The organism is Chryseobacterium sp. GW821-FHT04C04, from assembly GCF_059420365.1.
Map to the genome: position 1 here is coordinate 103,993 of NZ_JBWKTO010000007.1, position 15,481 is coordinate 119,473.

Sequence of the window (15,481 nt, forward strand, 5' to 3'; positions counted from 1 at the left end):
TTGACTTTGTGACAGCCTTATTTCTTATTCACAGAGATTAGATAATCATACACCATTTGATGTTGATCATCAGTGAGTTTAGCCTTGGGAGCCATTCTGCTTAACGTGTTGATCCATCCCTTGTCGTCATGCTTGGTAGGTTCTGGAAGCTTATGACATTTTGTACAGGAGTTTTCAAAAATGGTCTTTCCTTGTGTCAATTGCTCGGATGAGGTATACTTTGGCCCTGTTACAGCCACACTTTTTGGTCCGCAGGATACCAGAAATGCTGATGCTGCGATACCGCTCAAAATGAATTTTTTCATACCCTATTTTTATTTGATGATTACTTCTTCACAGAAACAATATAATCATAAACCCACTGGTGCTGTTCATCCGTTAGTTTTGCCTTTGGAGCCATAGAATTCATAATACCTACCCATTGCACAGGATTGTGCGAAGCAGGATCAGGGAGTTTATGGCATCTTCCACAAGAGTTTTCAAAAATAGTTTTCCCTTGAGCAATCTGTTCTGCAGTAGATGTGGAAGTTCCTGCAGTAGCAGCAGATGTAGTAGCTTTTGGCGTACAGGAAACCAGCAATATAGCAGTAAACGAAGCCGCAGCGATGAGTTTTTTCATGTTTCTTTTTTTGATATATAACAAATGTAATAAATTCCTTAAGCCGTTGATACAGGGTATTGTAGTTTTAATTTAGAAGAAATAAAATTTGAACTGATGAGAAATTGATAATTATAAATAAAGTCAATGTAAATCTTTTGCTTATCATTATGAGCCGGCTATTGACCATTCGCATTTTAATTATTAATTTTGAATCAATGAAATTTTCTACAGAAGAGCTAATAGAAGGAATACAGTCAGGAAACAAACGCCTGATTGCAAAAGCTATTACATTGGTTGAAAGTAAAAAAGCAGAGCACAGACAACAAGCAGAAGAACTTTTAAAGAAGATCATGCCCTTTACCGGAAACTCCTTGAGGGTAGGGGTAACGGGAGTTCCCGGAGCCGGAAAATCCACCTTTATAGAAAACTTCGGGCGGTTGGTTATAGCTCAGGGCAAAAAAGTTGCGGTTTTAGCTATCGATCCGAGTTCTGCAATCAACAAAGGAAGTATTTTAGGTGATAAAACCAGGATGGAAGAACTGGCCAAAGAAGAAAATGCATTCATACGTCCTTCCCCAAGCTCAGGTTTTCTGGGCGGTGTAGCCAATACTACATTCGAAACGATGATGATCTGTGAAGCTGCGGGATATGACTATATTTTGATTGAAACAGTAGGAGTGGGGCAATCAGAAGTCCTTGTAGCAGATATTACTGATGTCTTTCTATTCCTTAAAATCATTGGAGGTGGAGACGAGCTGCAGGGAATAAAACGCGGGATCATGGAAATGGTAGACCTTATTTTCATCAATAAAGTAGAAAAAGACAATCTTCAGAAAGCAAAAAATACAAGATTGGAATTAAAAAGAGCACTGGATTTTATTCCTCCCAAAGAAAAGGGATGGAAAATCCCTGTTTTATTAGGTTCTGCTTTGTATAATGAAGGATTGCAGGATGTCTATGATAAAATCTTTGAATTTATTGATCTGAAAAAGAAAACAGGACGTTTTGATGAAATTCGTGTTCAGCAGGCCGAAAAGCGATTTGAATATTGGGTTCAGGAATATATTTTATCCCTGATGAAAAAGAGCAATGCCGTGGAAGAAGCTTACCACATGCACAAAAAAAATGCTTCAGCCATGGTTTCCAATCCAAGTACTGAAGCAAAATTATTTGTAGAGAAATTTTTATCTAACGAAAACAGGGATTAAGGTTTCTCTTTTTCCTGTTTTACCTCAGTTTTAGAAACATATCCGTCATAACTAATAGGTTGTCTGTCATTACTTCTCACAGAAACGAAAGCTTTACCGTTTTTAAAGATCTCAATATTGACTTCATCTACGGTTTTTACATCCTTAGGCTTGAACTTTAATGTCCAGGTTCCTTTTTTATTCTGAATTTTATTGACAGTAAAATCTTTTGAAGTGAATCTGTAGCTGTTGTCACCTGTATTTCCATAGCTTGGGTTGAATACCCTTCCGAAATAAGGTAATACTACGTCCAGTGTATTTTTAGTTACATCAATTGTATAATCTCCATTCAGATTAAGCAATCTTGTTGCAGTGGCATTTGGCATGGAATTCATGACATTGATAACATCATAATTCGTAGGATTTGCTCTTTCTGCATGGAAGGTGAACTCCTGAGAATCTACCAAGGTGTTCACGATTTTCGGATCTAATGAACCCTGTGATGCACAACTTTGAAAAAAGAACAGAAATCCAAAAATACTCAGTAAAGAAATATACTTTTTCATAATGAAATAATTATTACATTTAAATAGCAAAATGTATGCAAATATATTCTTTCTTAAATATTTTGGAATAAAAATTGTAAAGGTTGAATTATTAACACTCAAACTATGAAAGTTACACATCTATTTGGAATGGGAGCTGTTGCTCTGTTGGCTGCTGCCTGTACTACAAACCCAATTACAGGAAGGTCTTCTTTACAGCTGGCCAACAATTCGGAAATTTTAACAATGTCTTCACAGGAATACAGAACGACATTGTCTAAAGGTAAAGTGATTACCGGTACAGCAGATGCAAAGAGAGTGGTAAATGTAGGAAGTAGAATCAAGAGCGCAGCAGAAAGATATTATCAGAGTATAGGAAGATCAGCAGATCTTGCTAATTACAGCTGGGAATTCAATCTTTTGCAGAGCAGCGAGCTGAATGCCTGGTGTATGCCTGGTGGTAAAGTCGCTGTATACACCGGAATATTACCGGTTACCAAAGACGATAATGGTCTTGCCGTAGTATTGGGGCATGAGGTTTCTCACGCATTGGCAGGACATGGAAACGAACGAATTTCTCAGGCAATGGTTGCTCAGTACGGAGGGGCTATCCTGGGAGGAACGATCTCCAATTCACAATGGGCAAGTGTTTTCCAGAAGGTATATCCTATCGGATCACAGGTTGCTTTATTGAAATACGGAAGAGGTCAGGAATCTGAAGCTGATGAAATGGGGCTTTACCTGATGTCTATGGCAGGATATGATCCGAGAGCAGCAATTCCTTTCTGGAACAGAATGGAAGCATCATCTACAGGATCAAGACAACCTGAGTTCTTATCTACCCACCCAAATCCGGAAACAAGAATTTCAGATATCAACAAAGATCTTCCGAAAGCATTAGAATACTATAAGGCTGCGGGAGGAAAAATATAATTAGAATTTTAATCTTGAGTAAGGCCTTATTAAATTTTTAGTAAATTTGGTAAGGCTTTTTTATACAACCACCTAAACACAATATTATGAAGAGTTTATCAATTACCGGACTTATACTTTTGGCTGTTTCTGCATTGCTTTTCTATCTAACGACTGATTTTGCTGTAGAACAAATAAAAATCTCTCACATCATGGGAGTGATGGCAGGAGTTGGGATAGGACTTATCATTGGAGGAATGGTAGGATATTTGAGTAAGGGAAGCGCTATCAAAGCGGAACAGAAGAAAAAAGAATTCAAGCAGCTGCAGAAAGACAAAGAAGATCTGGAAAAGCAGGCTGCAGAAATTGCAAAGCGCCAGGCTGAACTTGAAGATCAAAATAAAAACCCTCAAATTTAATTTGAGGGTTTAAAAGTTGTTATTTTCGATACTTGATTAGAATTTATATCCTAAACCTACCATAAACAAGTTAGGTCTGTTGTCATATCTGATTTCCGAACCGGAAACCCTGTTGATAAAGTTTCTTTCATCTTTACTGAAAGCGCCTTCATATCTTGCATTGACAAGAAACTTTTTGATTTCAAGCTGAGCACCAAACTGGTATCCTACTGTAAAATCATTTTTAGCATTTTCTTTAAAATCGTTGTAGGTATTGTCTTTGTTTAAGTTAAAACTTCCAACAGGTCCAACGAAAACGCCCAACATATTTCCTAAAAGATTGTATCCCAAAAGAACGGGTACATCTATACGGTTGCTTTTAACATCAAAAGTAGTGTTCTGTGTAGTAAACTCGTTTTTGAAATGAGTATAGTAGATTTCCGGCATCACAAACAGTGAAGTAGGAAGCCCCACTTTTAATGAAAGTCCCACATTGAAACCTACATTATTTTTACCTGTTCCGTCAATGGCATCATTCACTGTTCCTTTAATATTGGACCATGAAGGTGATCCTGTAGGAAAAATTAAGTTAGCCTTACCTGCCAGAGAAATCTGTGCAGAAGCCCACATTGAAAATCCTAATAACGCTATACTAAGTGCCTTTTTCATTATCGTCTATTTTTGTATTTGTAGTTTCAATCGTTTTATTATTCTCAAGTAAATAGTCTCTCAGCTCTTTAAATAGTTCTGAAGAATAAACGAAATCAATCAGATTTTTATTGCCTGCAGTAATCAGGATATCTTTATTTCCTTCCCATTCTTTGATTCCCAATCGTAGGTATACAATTTTCTCGCCAATCGTCATTACAGAGTTCATGTCGTGGGTATTGATGATGGTAGTAGTATTATATTCTTTTGTAATTTCGTAAAGAAGATCATCAATTACCTTAGAAGTATATGGGTCAAGTCCGGAATTGGGTTCATCACAGAATAAATATTTAGGATTGTTGACAATGGCTCTGGCAATGGCAACCCTTTTCTGCATTCCTCCTGAGATCTCAGAAGGGTATTTTCTGTCGGCTTTATCAAGATGTACTCTTCCTATTACTTCAAAAACCCTTTTCTTTTTTTCTCTGTAGCTAAGGTTGGTAAACATATCAAGAGGAAACATAATATTCTCTTCCACAGTAAGGGAATCAAATAATGCACTTCCCTGAAATACCGTTCCGATTTCTGCACGAAGATGCTGTTTTTCATCTCGATTCATGGTATTTACATTCCGGCCGTCAAATAAGATTTCTCCTGAAGATGGCATATACACATTCAACAGACTTTTTAGAAAAACTGTTTTCCCGGAACCACTCTGCCCAATAATTAAGTTTACTTTTCCTTTATCAAATGAAGTTGAAATTCCCTTCAGTACTTCAACATCATCAAAACTTTTCTTAAGATCTTTTACCTCAATCATTAGCTTAATATTAATTGGGTTAAAATTAATTCGGAAATGATAATGAATACCATTGTCCATACCACTGCCTGTGTACTGGCTCTACCTACTTCCAAAGATCCTCCTTTTACATTGTATCCGAAATAAGACGGTACAGTAGCAATGATAAAAGCAAAAACGGTTGTCTTGGTAAATGCATAGTAAACAAATAAATTGGGCATATACATTTGGATACCAACGATATAGTCATTTTCTGTCCAGTTTCCTGTTAATATCCCTGCAATATAACCACCTCCGATACCGAATACAATACTGATAGCGATAAGAAGAGGGTTAAAAATCATACATGCGATAATTTTTGGAAGGATCAGAAAATTGGGTGAATTTACTCCCATAATATCCAAAGCATCTATCTGTTCGGACACTCTCATTGTTCCGATACTGGATGCAATATATGACCCTACTTTTCCTGCTAAGATCAGACTGATAATCGTAGGTGCGAATTCCAAAACCAATACCGCTTTTGTAGCATATCCTACAAATGAAGGCGGAATAGGAAATGAAGAAGCATCAAAGTTATTGAACATCTGAATAGCAACTACAGCTCCCACGAAGATGGATGTGAAGATGACAAGTCCGAAAGAATTCACTCCCAAATCATTAATTTCTCTCATGAACAGCTTCCAGAAAACTCTCATTTTCTGAGGTTTCTGCAGGGATTTTCCCAAGAGGATCATGTATTCCCCTACTGCTGTGAAAAACTTTTTTAACATACTGCTAAATTAGACTTTTTTATTTAATTAGGCTAGAGTCGAGAATAAGACTAAAGCCTAGTTTTGTGTTAAAATTATTTCAATATTTACGTTATTATGATCTTTATTTGGCATTTTTATCACCTCCTATCACCAATAAAACGGTTTTTAAAATAATGACCAGATCGAGTACAAAGCTCCAGTTTCTTACATAGAAAGCATCAGCCAGAACTCTTTTTTTCATTTCTACTTCCACGTCTCCAAAATCACCACGCAATCCATTCACCTGTGCCAATCCCGTAATTCCAGGACTCACCATACTCCTTAAGCTGTATCTTCCGATTTTAGGTTTATAATAATTGTCTACAGAAAGCATATGCGGCCTTGGCCCGACGACAGACATCTCACCTTTCAATACATTAATGAACTGTGGAAGCTCATCAAGGCTGGTTTTTCTTAAAAATTTACCTACTTTGGTAATTCTGGAATCATTTACAGAGGTTGTTTTGGTTGCGGACTCATCGTTCACAATCATCGTTCTGAATTTGACACAGTTGAAAACCTCTTCATGAAAACCATATCTTTTCTGAAGGAAAAAGACAGGACCTTTGGAAGTCGCCTTAATAAGGATAGCAATAATGGGAAATACCCAGGAACAGATCAAAATCAATATCAGGATAGAAAAGAAAATATCAAAAGTTCTTTTCATCAGAAAATTGGAATAATAATCTAATGGATACCTTGCCTGATTAAGGACCGGCTGGGTTTGTATATATCCAAGATCATACAGGAAAAAATCGCTTTGCGTGATACTCGGAATCAATGAAATATGAATCTTGTTATCCTCCGCCAGTTTGAAAATCTCATTCTCAATCTTTTCATCATAAGAGTTTTCCATGGATAAAAATAAGGTGTGAATCCCGTTCTTTTTCCAGAAAGTAACCAGTTCACTGATGTTGATATCAGAACTTTCATATTCAAATATCCTGTATCCATAGTCTTTACGGTCCATAAAGATATTCTTCAGGATATCTGTAGACTGATGGTCTCCTAAAAACATTACATTTCTGTAATTGGCTCCCAGAGATCGCAAATATTTGATCGCAAAATAGATTAATGACTTTGCCAGGAAGATGAAAATAAAAAGATAAAATGAAAGCCAGTAAATATCCGAATTGAAAAATGCATTATTACTTACCTTCCCTATAAGCAGAACGCCAAGTATAAAAAAGAGGAAATGGATTAAGAGGCGTTCAAGAAACAAGGTATATGTAAGGTTTCTCGGAATGTTGTATATTTTTGTTCTACCACTCAGAAGTACCCAGAACAAAAACAACAGAATCAGAGAAAAGATATTTTGATACCAGGTTTCTTTATGGTATTTTAAACTTTCGTTTCTGCTTATAAAAAAGAATATGAAAATAGATGCAATAACCATGAGGTCAAGCAACATAATGATCGATTTCAAGTATCTAGAGTATCGAATTCTCTGCATCTAACGGTATTATAGCTTATAAGACCAGCTAATTTAAGCTTTTTTAAGGGATATTCAGATATTTATGAGTCTGAACTGAAGCCTGCCATTCCGGATGTTCCAGGATGAAGTCTGTGATCTTAGGATACATGTCATCTCTCTTGCTCCATTCGCTTTGAAGATAAAGCCTGCAGTTTTCAGAAACTTTTGAAGCCTGCTCCTGCGCGAACGTAAAGTCATGCTGATTGAAAATGATCATTTTAAGCTCATTGGCCTTTTGGTAGATCTCTTCTTTAGGTAATCCTGTTTTCTTTGGAGAAAGCGTAATCCAGTCAAGGTGCCCGCTCATAGGATAAGCTCCTGAAGTTTCGATATGTACTGTGCACCCCAGTTCTTTTAGTCTGGAGGTTAATATTTCTAAATTCCACATTAATGGTTCGCCACCCGTTAAAACAATTGTTTTACAGTGTTTGGCAGCCATTTCTGCAATTTCTACTGCATTCATCAAAGGGTGGAGTTTCGGATCCCAGCTTTCTTTTACATCACACCAGTGACAGCCGACATCGCAGCCTCCAAGTCTGATGAAATAAGAGGCTTTTCCAGTATGTGCTCCTTCTCCCTGTAAAGTGTAAAAATGCTCCATTACAGGGAGCATTTTACCTTCTTTTAATAAAATATCTTCTTCTTTATTCATTTTAAAATTAGTCGTTATAGACCGAAGTTTTATAAGCAATGATGGTGTTTTTCATCAACATCGCTCTTGTCATTGGGCCTACTCCTCCAGGTACCGGAGTAATCCAGCTTGCTTTTGCGGCACAGCTGTCAAAATCTACATCACCTGCTAGGTAATATCCTTTTGGAGAATCATTATCAACTCTTGTAATACCCACGTCAACAATCACAGCTCCTTCTTTGATCATATCTCCTTTTAAGAAATGCGGATCTCCCAAAGCGGTAATTACGATGTCTGCTTTTCTTGTATATTCTTCAATGTCTTTTGTGTATGAGTGTGTAAGGGTAACAGTAGAGTTTCCAGGGAAATCTTTTCTTCCCATCAGGATACTCATTGGTCTTCCTACAATTTTACTTCTTCCGATAATTACACAGTCTTTTCCTTTCGTTTCAATATTATACCTTTCCAATAATGTTAAAATCCCGAAAGGAGTAGCTGGTAAGAAAGTATCCATTTCAAGAGCCATTTTTCCGAAGTTTTCAGGGTGGAAACCATCCACATCTTTTCTTGGGTCAATAGCATTGATGATCTTTTCCTGATCAATTTGATCCGGTAAAGGCAGCTGAACGATAAATCCATCTACTGCTTTAGATTTGTTAAGCTCGTCAATTTTTTCTAGTAATTCAGATTCAGAAACCGTACTAGGGAATTTAATTAAGCTGGACTGAAACCCTACTTCCTCACAGTCTTTCACTTTAGAGTTTACATAGGCTTTGCTTGCTCCATTATTTCCTACAAGAATAGCCACCAAATGCGGAGCTCTTCTTTTGCTTTCGAGAATCTTGTCTACTTCAACCTTGATCTCTGCTTTTATTTCTTTGGATACTTTAAGTCCGTCAAGAATTTCTGCCATTTTTACTTTTTTACTTTATAGATTTACTTTTACTTTCTTTTATGTACTATTTATTTTCTTTATAGTAACTGATCAATCCATTGGTAGAGCTGTCGTGAGAGCTTATTGCCTCGTTATTCTCAAGCTCAGGAAGGATTTTACTGGCTAATACTTTTCCTAATTCCACTCCAAACTGGTCGAAGCTGAAAATATTCCAGATGACTCCCTGAACGAAAATTTTGTGCTCATACAAAGCGATCAGCTGACCTAATGAAAAAGGAGTTAATTCCTTGAATAATATAGAGTTGGTAGGGGTGTTTCCGTGGAAAACCTTGAAATTGAGCAATCGGTCTATTTCTTCATCAGATTTTCCTGAATTTCTAAGCTCATCTTCAACTTCCTCTTCCAGTTTTCCGAAGGCAAGTGCTTCAGTCTGAGCGAAAAAGTTCGCTAATAATATATCCTGATGATCAGAAACTTGGTTCGGGCTTTTTGCATACGCAATAAAATCTGCCGGGATCAATTCTGTACCTTGGTGGATCAATTGATAGAAAGCGTGTTGACCGTTTGTACCAGGCTCTCCCCAGATAATAGGTCCCGTTTCATATTCTACGAATTCACCATTTCTGTCTACACATTTTCCATTGCTTTCCATATCTCCCTGCTGAAGATAAGCAGCAAATCTGTCCAGATACTGAGAGTAAGGTAAGATTGCATACGTTGTTGCGGCGTAGAAATTACGATACCAGATCCCAAGAAGTCCCATTAATACAGGAACGTTTTCAGAGAAATCTGCAGTCTGGAAGTGTTGGTCAGTATCAAAAGCCCCTCTTAAAACCTGTTCGAAGTTTTCATATCCTACAGAAAGAACAATGCTTAATCCGATAGCACTCCAAAGTGAATATCTTCCGCCTACCCAATCCCAGAACTCAAAAATATTTTCTTCAGCAATTCCGAATTTTTTAACGGCTTCAATATTAGTAGACAGCGCAACGAAATGTTTGGCAACATCTTCCTGTTTTCCAGCTTTTAGGAACCAATCCTTAGCCGAATTTGCATTGGTCATTGTTTCCTGAGTAGTAAATGTCTTGGAAGCAATGATAAATAAAGTGGTTTCAGGATTTAAGTTTTTTACCACTTCTGCGATGTGATTTCCGTCCACATTGGAAACAAAGTGAACATCTAATCTTGTTTTAAAATGCTTTAAAGCTGAACAAACCATTACAGGTCCCAGATCTGAGCCTCCAATACCAATGTTTACAACATCAGTGATCTCTTTTCCGCTAAAACCTTTGTGTTCACCAGAAATAATTTTCTCAGAAAAAGATTTCATGTGATCAAGAACTTTCTTGATCTTTGGTTTGATATTTTCTCCGTCCACAAGAATTTCACGATCAGAGAAATCTCTTAATGCCGTATGCAGAACAGCTCTTCCTTCCGTCTCATTTATTTTATCTCCGGAGAACATTTTAGAAATGGCATCCTTTAGCTGGCTTTCTTCTGCCAGTTGCAATAAAAGATCCTTCGTTCTTGAATCGATTAGATTTTTAGAATAATCAAAAAGATAGTTGTCCTTTTGCAGGGAAAACTCACTAAAACGGTTCGGATTATAATGGAAAAGGCTTCTAAGATCAAAATCATTTCCACCGAAGTGTTCATCAAGTGCCTTCCAGCTATTAGTTTGTGTTGGATTTATTTTTGATAGCATAGTACAGAATTTTTATACTTCAGAAAATCATGTATTGGATGAAAATTACTGACAATCTATAATGATTTATTTCTGATTTGCAAATTTACGGAAAAATAAAACCTCAGATAAATTTGAAGATGAGAAATAACGATTTTTTAAAAAACAAAGCCTCAGATATTCTCTGAGACTTCATTTTTAGGGTGTATAAAAAGCAGTTCAACTATTCTTCCATTTCATTCAGGATCTTTTCCAATTGTCTGGCACTGGGTCCGTAAATATATTTTGTCCATAAGATAATGCTTACTACAACAGAAAAAACGCCTATCAATACTAATAAAATGAGTGATATTTGATTTTTATCGGTAATGTCAGCTAACGATTCCCCCTTTTTCTCCAATATATTAAATGCGATTAAACCCAGGGTAATTAGAAAATGGGGAAGTAGCAAGAAACCAAAAGACTGGTATCTTTCCATGTTTAACTTGAGTTCATGATAGATCTTCCACAGGCTGTTTCTTGTGTTTCCGGTATAAAGTTCTGCTTGTTTGTAAAATTGATAAAATCCGAATAAATAATAACAGGACACTACTACCAATACAGCGTAAGATATATAATATATGATATACTGTGAAGAGGGAAATTGAAATAGTAGCGGGAAAAACCCAATAAGTATAATGGAAAGAACCTGTGCAGGGAATTCCTTCTTCATACTCTTTTGAATCTTTTCTATAGGATGTTTACTTTCTTTTAATTGTTCTATAGTGTCAGGAATATGGACGCTGCCGCCTTCGTTATTCCATTGTTCTTTTAATTGATCAAAATTCATAGCCTGATTTTTTTATGATTTGTTGTATTTTTTCTTTTGTTCTGTTGAGTTTTACACGGGCATTACCTTCACTGAGTCCTAAATTATTACCTATTTCTTTGTGAGACATCCCTTCCATGAAATAAAATATGACTGCTTTTTCTAAGGAGTTCAGTTCCTGAACGGCACTGTAAAAGATTTCCAGCTGCCTGTCCTTGGTGGGATTATAATCTTCCTGCTGCACTTCAAAATAAGCAGGAGCATCTGTGTGGTTGTTGGATCTCTGCTTTTCTTTTTTTAAATACGTAATAGCAGTATTGATGGCAACCCGATACATCCAGGTAGAAAACTCACTGTTCCCTTTGAAGTTCTGATAGGATTTCCAAAGCTGGATAAGGATTTCCTGCTGTAAGTCTTCCCGGTCTTCTAAAGAATCTGCGTAGATCCGGGAGGCTTTGTACAAAATACCCTTGTGCTGGTTGACAAGCTTTAAAAAAGCAGTTTCAGTTGGATTGCTCACAATAGTTTCATGGTTTGGTTATGATTATAAACTTGATACAGGTTTTACAGTATAACCTTTTGCCTGCAGAAGAGGGATAATGCCATTTTTGCCCATAAGATGAGATCCGCCCACCGCAAATAAAGAACTTTGGTTTTCCATTATTTCAGGCATTGCTTTTACCCAGTTTTGATTTCTGTCGGTAAGCATTGCTTTTTCCTGTTGGGTATTCATAAATCTTTCATCCTTAAAAAGACTGTAAAGTAATTGTACATTTTCATTTTTAAAAGCTTCTATCATCTTTTTAAAAAGAATTTCATATTCCTTACTCATTTTTAGCTGGATGATGGTACTTTTCAGGTTATAAGCTTCATTCATGCTCTTCATCTGATCCTCTACCTTTTCAAGTCCTCTGATCGTTTTTTTATCTTTTATTGCTTTCTGAAGAAGTTCTATTTCATAGAGCTTTATTTCAGTCTGGGGACATGGTATCGCTTTAGTAGCAAGCAGAGCATACAGTGCTTGTGGGCTTGATGAGTCTATACTTTTTAGATCTGTCCCGTAATCAGCCAGAATTGTATTCAGTTCTTTGGCTTCATCCGGAGAAAGCTGATCTGATATTTTTTTATCTGTCTGATACATTTTTTGTAATGATTTTATTTCAGCAGGATCTGTATAATTGATCTCCATGACAAAATTTTCAGATTTCTCAAGAGCTTTCAATACCTTGGATTTTATTTCAAAATCTTTACTGCATAAGATATGAAAAGTTCCGGTAATATAAGAAGGCTTAGAGAGACCATTTCCGGATACTTCCCATAGCAGACTGTTGTCATTGCTGGGAGTTGCTTTCTGTGCTTTTGCAGTCATCGTACTCATTGATAATAACGCTGCGAATCCAAGTTTAATTAAATTTTTCATATTATTAATTTTTTTTGATTTTCTATTATTTTAAAGAGTAGGTAAAGCAGGGGTTACAATCGTTACATTTTTTTTCAAAAAAAATAAAAACCTCCCGGAAAAGGAGGTTGTAAAATCTAAAATTATGATGATAACCAATTGGTTAGGAGTGTTTTTTTTATTCTTGAGTTTTTGGCTGTTCAGGTTTTGAAATCCTTCTTTTTCTTAGGAAATAGATCACAGCAGCTGCAATTAATAGGATCGGCCAGATGTTGATAAGAGCCACTATGATTTTCTGGATCAAGTAGAATCCATAGACAAAGCCATCCTTTGCATCATAAATGAAATTGTATTTATATTTATTGTCAATGCTTGTCGTGTTGGTAACAGCGATTTCTGCAATACGCAATTGAGGTTCTTTAATGTAAATCTGAATGGTGCTGTATTTGAGATCGTCTGTCATATTCATACTTGACAGCTTTTGAAGATTCCCTTCAGACATATTCTCATCGTCTAAGGTTACTTTATCCTTATTGGTTTTCAGTTTGCTGATATTTTCAGAAGTCTTTTGATTTCTTTTTCCTTCCAGTTCAGAATATTTAATGTTGGCTGTCACATCTTCTGCATTGATGGATCTTGAATTAAGAAATAATTTGTTCGTATTGATTGACATTAAAAGCTCACCTAGTTTTTCAGTCGGAATACGCACCTGCATTGTATTTTCTGTCTGAAATTTTTTAACCAGCATAGCTTCTTCATTAGAAGTATTATAGGTGTTTTCAGAAACCACATTGCTTTGAAGATTGCTATTGGTAACAAATCCTCCAAGCTCCTGAACCGATTTTTCAATAGCAATGGTCGCATTATATACATCTTTTACCTCCATATTGACATCCGCAGTCTTGATGAACTGTTTGTCTTTTACCTTCATGTCTGCAACCGATGAAATGCTGTCAGATACGACAGCTGCTGCAGAATCAGTAGAAGCATAAGCTTCAAGATCTGTGGTGGCAACCTCTCCCTTTTTACATGAATAAATTCCTATTAAAAGAACGGCGGACAATGATAATTTAATGTAAGTGGTTTTCATAGCGTTTATTTTTAATGTTTTTGCTTGAGTCAAAGTTCAGTCAGGATCTTTTGTAACGCTTGAAAATCAAAAGTAAAAAACTTGTAAACGGAATATTCTGTTTTAATGAGTTGAAATTAAGTGCTTTGTAAAATGCAGTTGAGCCTTGCGCCTTGCTTTCGGAGCAATTTTTGCTTATCTTTTACAAACCAAAACTACAATCTATCATTATGTCAAATACTTTTTCCAAAATCAGAAACGCAATAGAATTATTCACATCCATAGATTTTGAACAGTTAAGTAGTATCTCTAAAAAGGTGGATTTACCAAAACTGATGCAGAATTTTTCAAAATTGGATGATAAACAGCTTTCCGGGCTTATGAAAATGCTTAATCCCGAAAAGAAAAAAAAGGAACTTCCTCCTATTGATGGTGACTTCTATGATATCTACCATACTCTGTCTCCTGAACAGCGTGAAATTCAGCTTAAAGTAAGAGCATTCATGGAAAAAGAAGTTAAACCTTTGGTCAATCATTACTGGCTAAGAGATGAATTTCCTTTTGAACTGATTCCGAAATTCCAAAAACTGGATATCTGTGGTGTTACCTATGAAGGATACGGCTGTCCGGGAATGCCTTTCCTGATGGAAGGTGTTATTGCGATGGAGATGGCGAGAATAGATGCTTCTATTGCTACATTTTTTGGAGTACAGTCTGGGCTGGCGATGGGATCTATTTATATCTGTGGTTCCGAAGAGCAGAAACAGAAATGGCTTCCACAGATGCAGAAATTTGAAAAAATAGGGGCTTTTGGGCTTACAGAGCCGGAAGTGGGGTCCGGGGCAGCGGGCGGATTGACGGTAACCTGCAAAAAAACACCTGAAGGATGGGTGCTGAACGGTCAGAAAAAATGGATTGGGAATGCCACTTTTGCTGATATTATCATTATCTGGGCAAGAGACTTAGACAGCGGAGAAGTAAAAGGATTTATTGTAGAAAAAGATAATCCGGGGTATTCCGTAGAAAAGATCAAAGGGAAAATGGCTTTAAGGATTGTGCAGAACGGATTGATCACCCTAAAAGACTGTCTTGTAACCGAAGAAAATCGTTTGCAGAACGCCAATTCCTTTAAAGATACTGGAAAAGTACTAAGAATGACAAGAGCAGGAGTAGCATGGATGGCCACCGGATGTGCAAGAGGAGCTTATGAAAGTGCATTGGATTATACCCGAAAAAGAGAGCAGTTTGGAAGACCTATTGCCTCATTTCAAATGATTCAGGGACATCTTGTAGAAATGCTGTCTAACCTTACTGCAATGCAGACCATGGTTTTTAGACTCTCTGAAATGCAGGATGAAGGAATTTTAAAAGATGAACATGCTTCGTTGGCTAAAGTTTTCTGCACACTCAGAACAAGAGATATTGTTTCCAGAGCAAGAGAAGTGCTGGGAGGAAACGGAATTTTGCTGGAATATGATGTCGCCCGTTTTGTGGCCGATGCTGAAGCCATCTACTCTTATGAAGGGACAAAAGAAATCAACTCGCTCATCGTAGGACGATCGATTACAGGATTCAGTGCTTTTGTGTAGGGAACAGGTAGCAGATGATAGGTTTCAGGTTATAGGTACTACAACCTG

Annotated in this window: 18 protein-coding genes; 4 read left to right on the top strand and 14 right to left on the bottom strand. The window is 36.7% G+C overall.

Translation table 11 applies throughout. The annotated features are described in order from the left end of the window. Window positions 1-17: 17 nt before the first annotated feature. Window positions 18-305 (bottom strand): cytochrome C, encoded by a 288-nt coding sequence (locus AC07UM_RS22125; protein ID WP_494684905.1) that lies wholly within the window; start codon window positions 303-305, stop codon window positions 18-20. 20 nt (window positions 306-325) lie between these two features. After that, window positions 326-619, bottom strand: coding sequence for a c-type cytochrome (locus tag AC07UM_RS22130; RefSeq protein WP_103232222.1), 294 nt, complete (start codon window positions 617-619; stop codon window positions 326-328). 197 nt (window positions 620-816) lie between these two features. On the opposite strand from AC07UM_RS22130, the gene meaB reads away from it, so the two are divergent. Beyond that, window positions 817-1,809: a methylmalonyl Co-A mutase-associated GTPase MeaB gene (meaB, locus tag AC07UM_RS22135; RefSeq protein WP_494684904.1), complete on the top strand. Its 993-nt coding sequence runs from the start codon at window positions 817-819 to the stop codon at window positions 1,807-1,809. Here meaB and AC07UM_RS22140 read toward each other — a convergent pair. Further along, a complete protein-coding gene (locus AC07UM_RS22140) occupies window positions 1,806-2,354 on the bottom strand; it encodes a DUF4251 domain-containing protein (protein WP_494684903.1) in 549 nt (182 codons plus the stop codon). The two genes, meaB and AC07UM_RS22140, sit on opposite strands and share 4 nt — an antisense overlap. A 105-nt stretch (window positions 2,355-2,459) precedes the next feature. On the opposite strand from AC07UM_RS22140, the gene AC07UM_RS22145 reads away from it, so the two are divergent. Continuing rightward, complete coding sequence (locus AC07UM_RS22145; protein ID WP_494684902.1) at window positions 2,460-3,266, top strand: M48 family metallopeptidase; 807 nt, start codon at window positions 2,460-2,462, stop codon at window positions 3,264-3,266. 86 nt (window positions 3,267-3,352) lie between these two features. After that, window positions 3,353-3,664: a hypothetical protein gene (locus tag AC07UM_RS22150; protein ID WP_236852595.1), complete on the top strand. Its 312-nt coding sequence runs from the start codon at window positions 3,353-3,355 to the stop codon at window positions 3,662-3,664. A gap of 36 nt (window positions 3,665-3,700) precedes the next feature. Here AC07UM_RS22150 and AC07UM_RS22155 read toward each other — a convergent pair whose 3' ends face one another. The 11 genes from AC07UM_RS22155 to AC07UM_RS22205 form a co-directional block, all read right to left on the bottom strand. Continuing rightward, window positions 3,701-4,312: an outer membrane beta-barrel protein gene (locus AC07UM_RS22155; RefSeq protein ID WP_494684901.1), complete on the bottom strand. Its 612-nt coding sequence runs from the start codon at window positions 4,310-4,312 to the stop codon at window positions 3,701-3,703. Then, window positions 4,296-5,111 (bottom strand): ABC transporter ATP-binding protein, encoded by an 816-nt coding sequence (locus tag AC07UM_RS22160; RefSeq protein ID WP_494684900.1) that lies wholly within the window; start codon window positions 5,109-5,111, stop codon window positions 4,296-4,298. Before AC07UM_RS22160 ends, AC07UM_RS22155 begins: the two co-directional genes overlap by 17 nt. Further along, a complete protein-coding gene (locus AC07UM_RS22165; RefSeq protein WP_124535865.1) occupies window positions 5,111-5,863 on the bottom strand; it encodes an MlaE family ABC transporter permease in 753 nt (250 codons plus the stop codon). Before AC07UM_RS22165 ends, AC07UM_RS22160 begins: the two co-directional genes overlap by 1 nt. Window positions 5,864-5,966: 103 nt before the next feature. After that, a complete protein-coding gene (locus tag AC07UM_RS22170; protein WP_494684899.1) occupies window positions 5,967-7,295 on the bottom strand; it encodes an exopolysaccharide biosynthesis polyprenyl glycosylphosphotransferase in 1,329 nt (442 codons plus the stop codon). Between the two features lie 85 nt (window positions 7,296-7,380). After that, on the bottom strand, window positions 7,381-8,010 hold the full coding sequence (locus AC07UM_RS22175) for a 7-carboxy-7-deazaguanine synthase QueE (RefSeq protein ID WP_103232231.1): 630 nt from the start codon (window positions 8,008-8,010) through the stop codon (window positions 7,381-7,383). Between the two features lie 7 nt (window positions 8,011-8,017). Continuing rightward, window positions 8,018-8,902 carry a bifunctional 5,10-methylenetetrahydrofolate dehydrogenase/5,10-methenyltetrahydrofolate cyclohydrolase gene (locus AC07UM_RS22180; RefSeq protein ID WP_494684898.1) on the bottom strand — a complete coding sequence of 295 codons (885 nt, stop codon included), beginning with the start codon at window positions 8,900-8,902 and terminating at the stop codon, window positions 8,018-8,020. 46 nt (window positions 8,903-8,948) lie between these two features. Next, a complete protein-coding gene (gene pgi / locus AC07UM_RS22185; protein ID WP_494684897.1) occupies window positions 8,949-10,589 on the bottom strand; it encodes a glucose-6-phosphate isomerase in 1,641 nt (546 codons plus the stop codon). 202 nt (window positions 10,590-10,791) lie between these two features. Further along, window positions 10,792-11,397 (bottom strand): hypothetical protein, encoded by a 606-nt coding sequence (locus AC07UM_RS22190; protein WP_494684896.1) that lies wholly within the window; start codon window positions 11,395-11,397, stop codon window positions 10,792-10,794. After that, window positions 11,387-11,821, bottom strand: coding sequence for an RNA polymerase sigma factor (locus AC07UM_RS22195; RefSeq protein ID WP_494684979.1), 435 nt, complete (start codon window positions 11,819-11,821; stop codon window positions 11,387-11,389). The genes AC07UM_RS22190 and AC07UM_RS22195 overlap by 11 nt, the downstream gene beginning before the upstream one ends. Window positions 11,822-11,920: 99 nt before the next feature. Continuing rightward, window positions 11,921-12,796, bottom strand: coding sequence for a TraB/GumN family protein (locus AC07UM_RS22200; RefSeq protein WP_494684895.1), 876 nt, complete (start codon window positions 12,794-12,796; stop codon window positions 11,921-11,923). Window positions 12,797-12,953: 157 nt separating this feature from the next. Further along, the gene (locus tag AC07UM_RS22205) at window positions 12,954-13,865 is read right to left on the bottom strand and encodes a DUF4349 domain-containing protein (protein ID WP_494684894.1); all 912 of its coding nucleotides are present in this window, start codon (window positions 13,863-13,865) and stop codon (window positions 12,954-12,956) included. A gap of 209 nt (window positions 13,866-14,074) precedes the next feature. On the opposite strand from AC07UM_RS22205, the gene AC07UM_RS22210 reads away from it, so the two are divergent. Further along, window positions 14,075-15,433, top strand: a complete 1,359-nt coding sequence (locus AC07UM_RS22210; protein WP_494684893.1) for an acyl-CoA dehydrogenase family protein — start codon at window positions 14,075-14,077, stop codon at window positions 15,431-15,433. Window positions 15,434-15,481 lie beyond the last annotated feature (48 nt).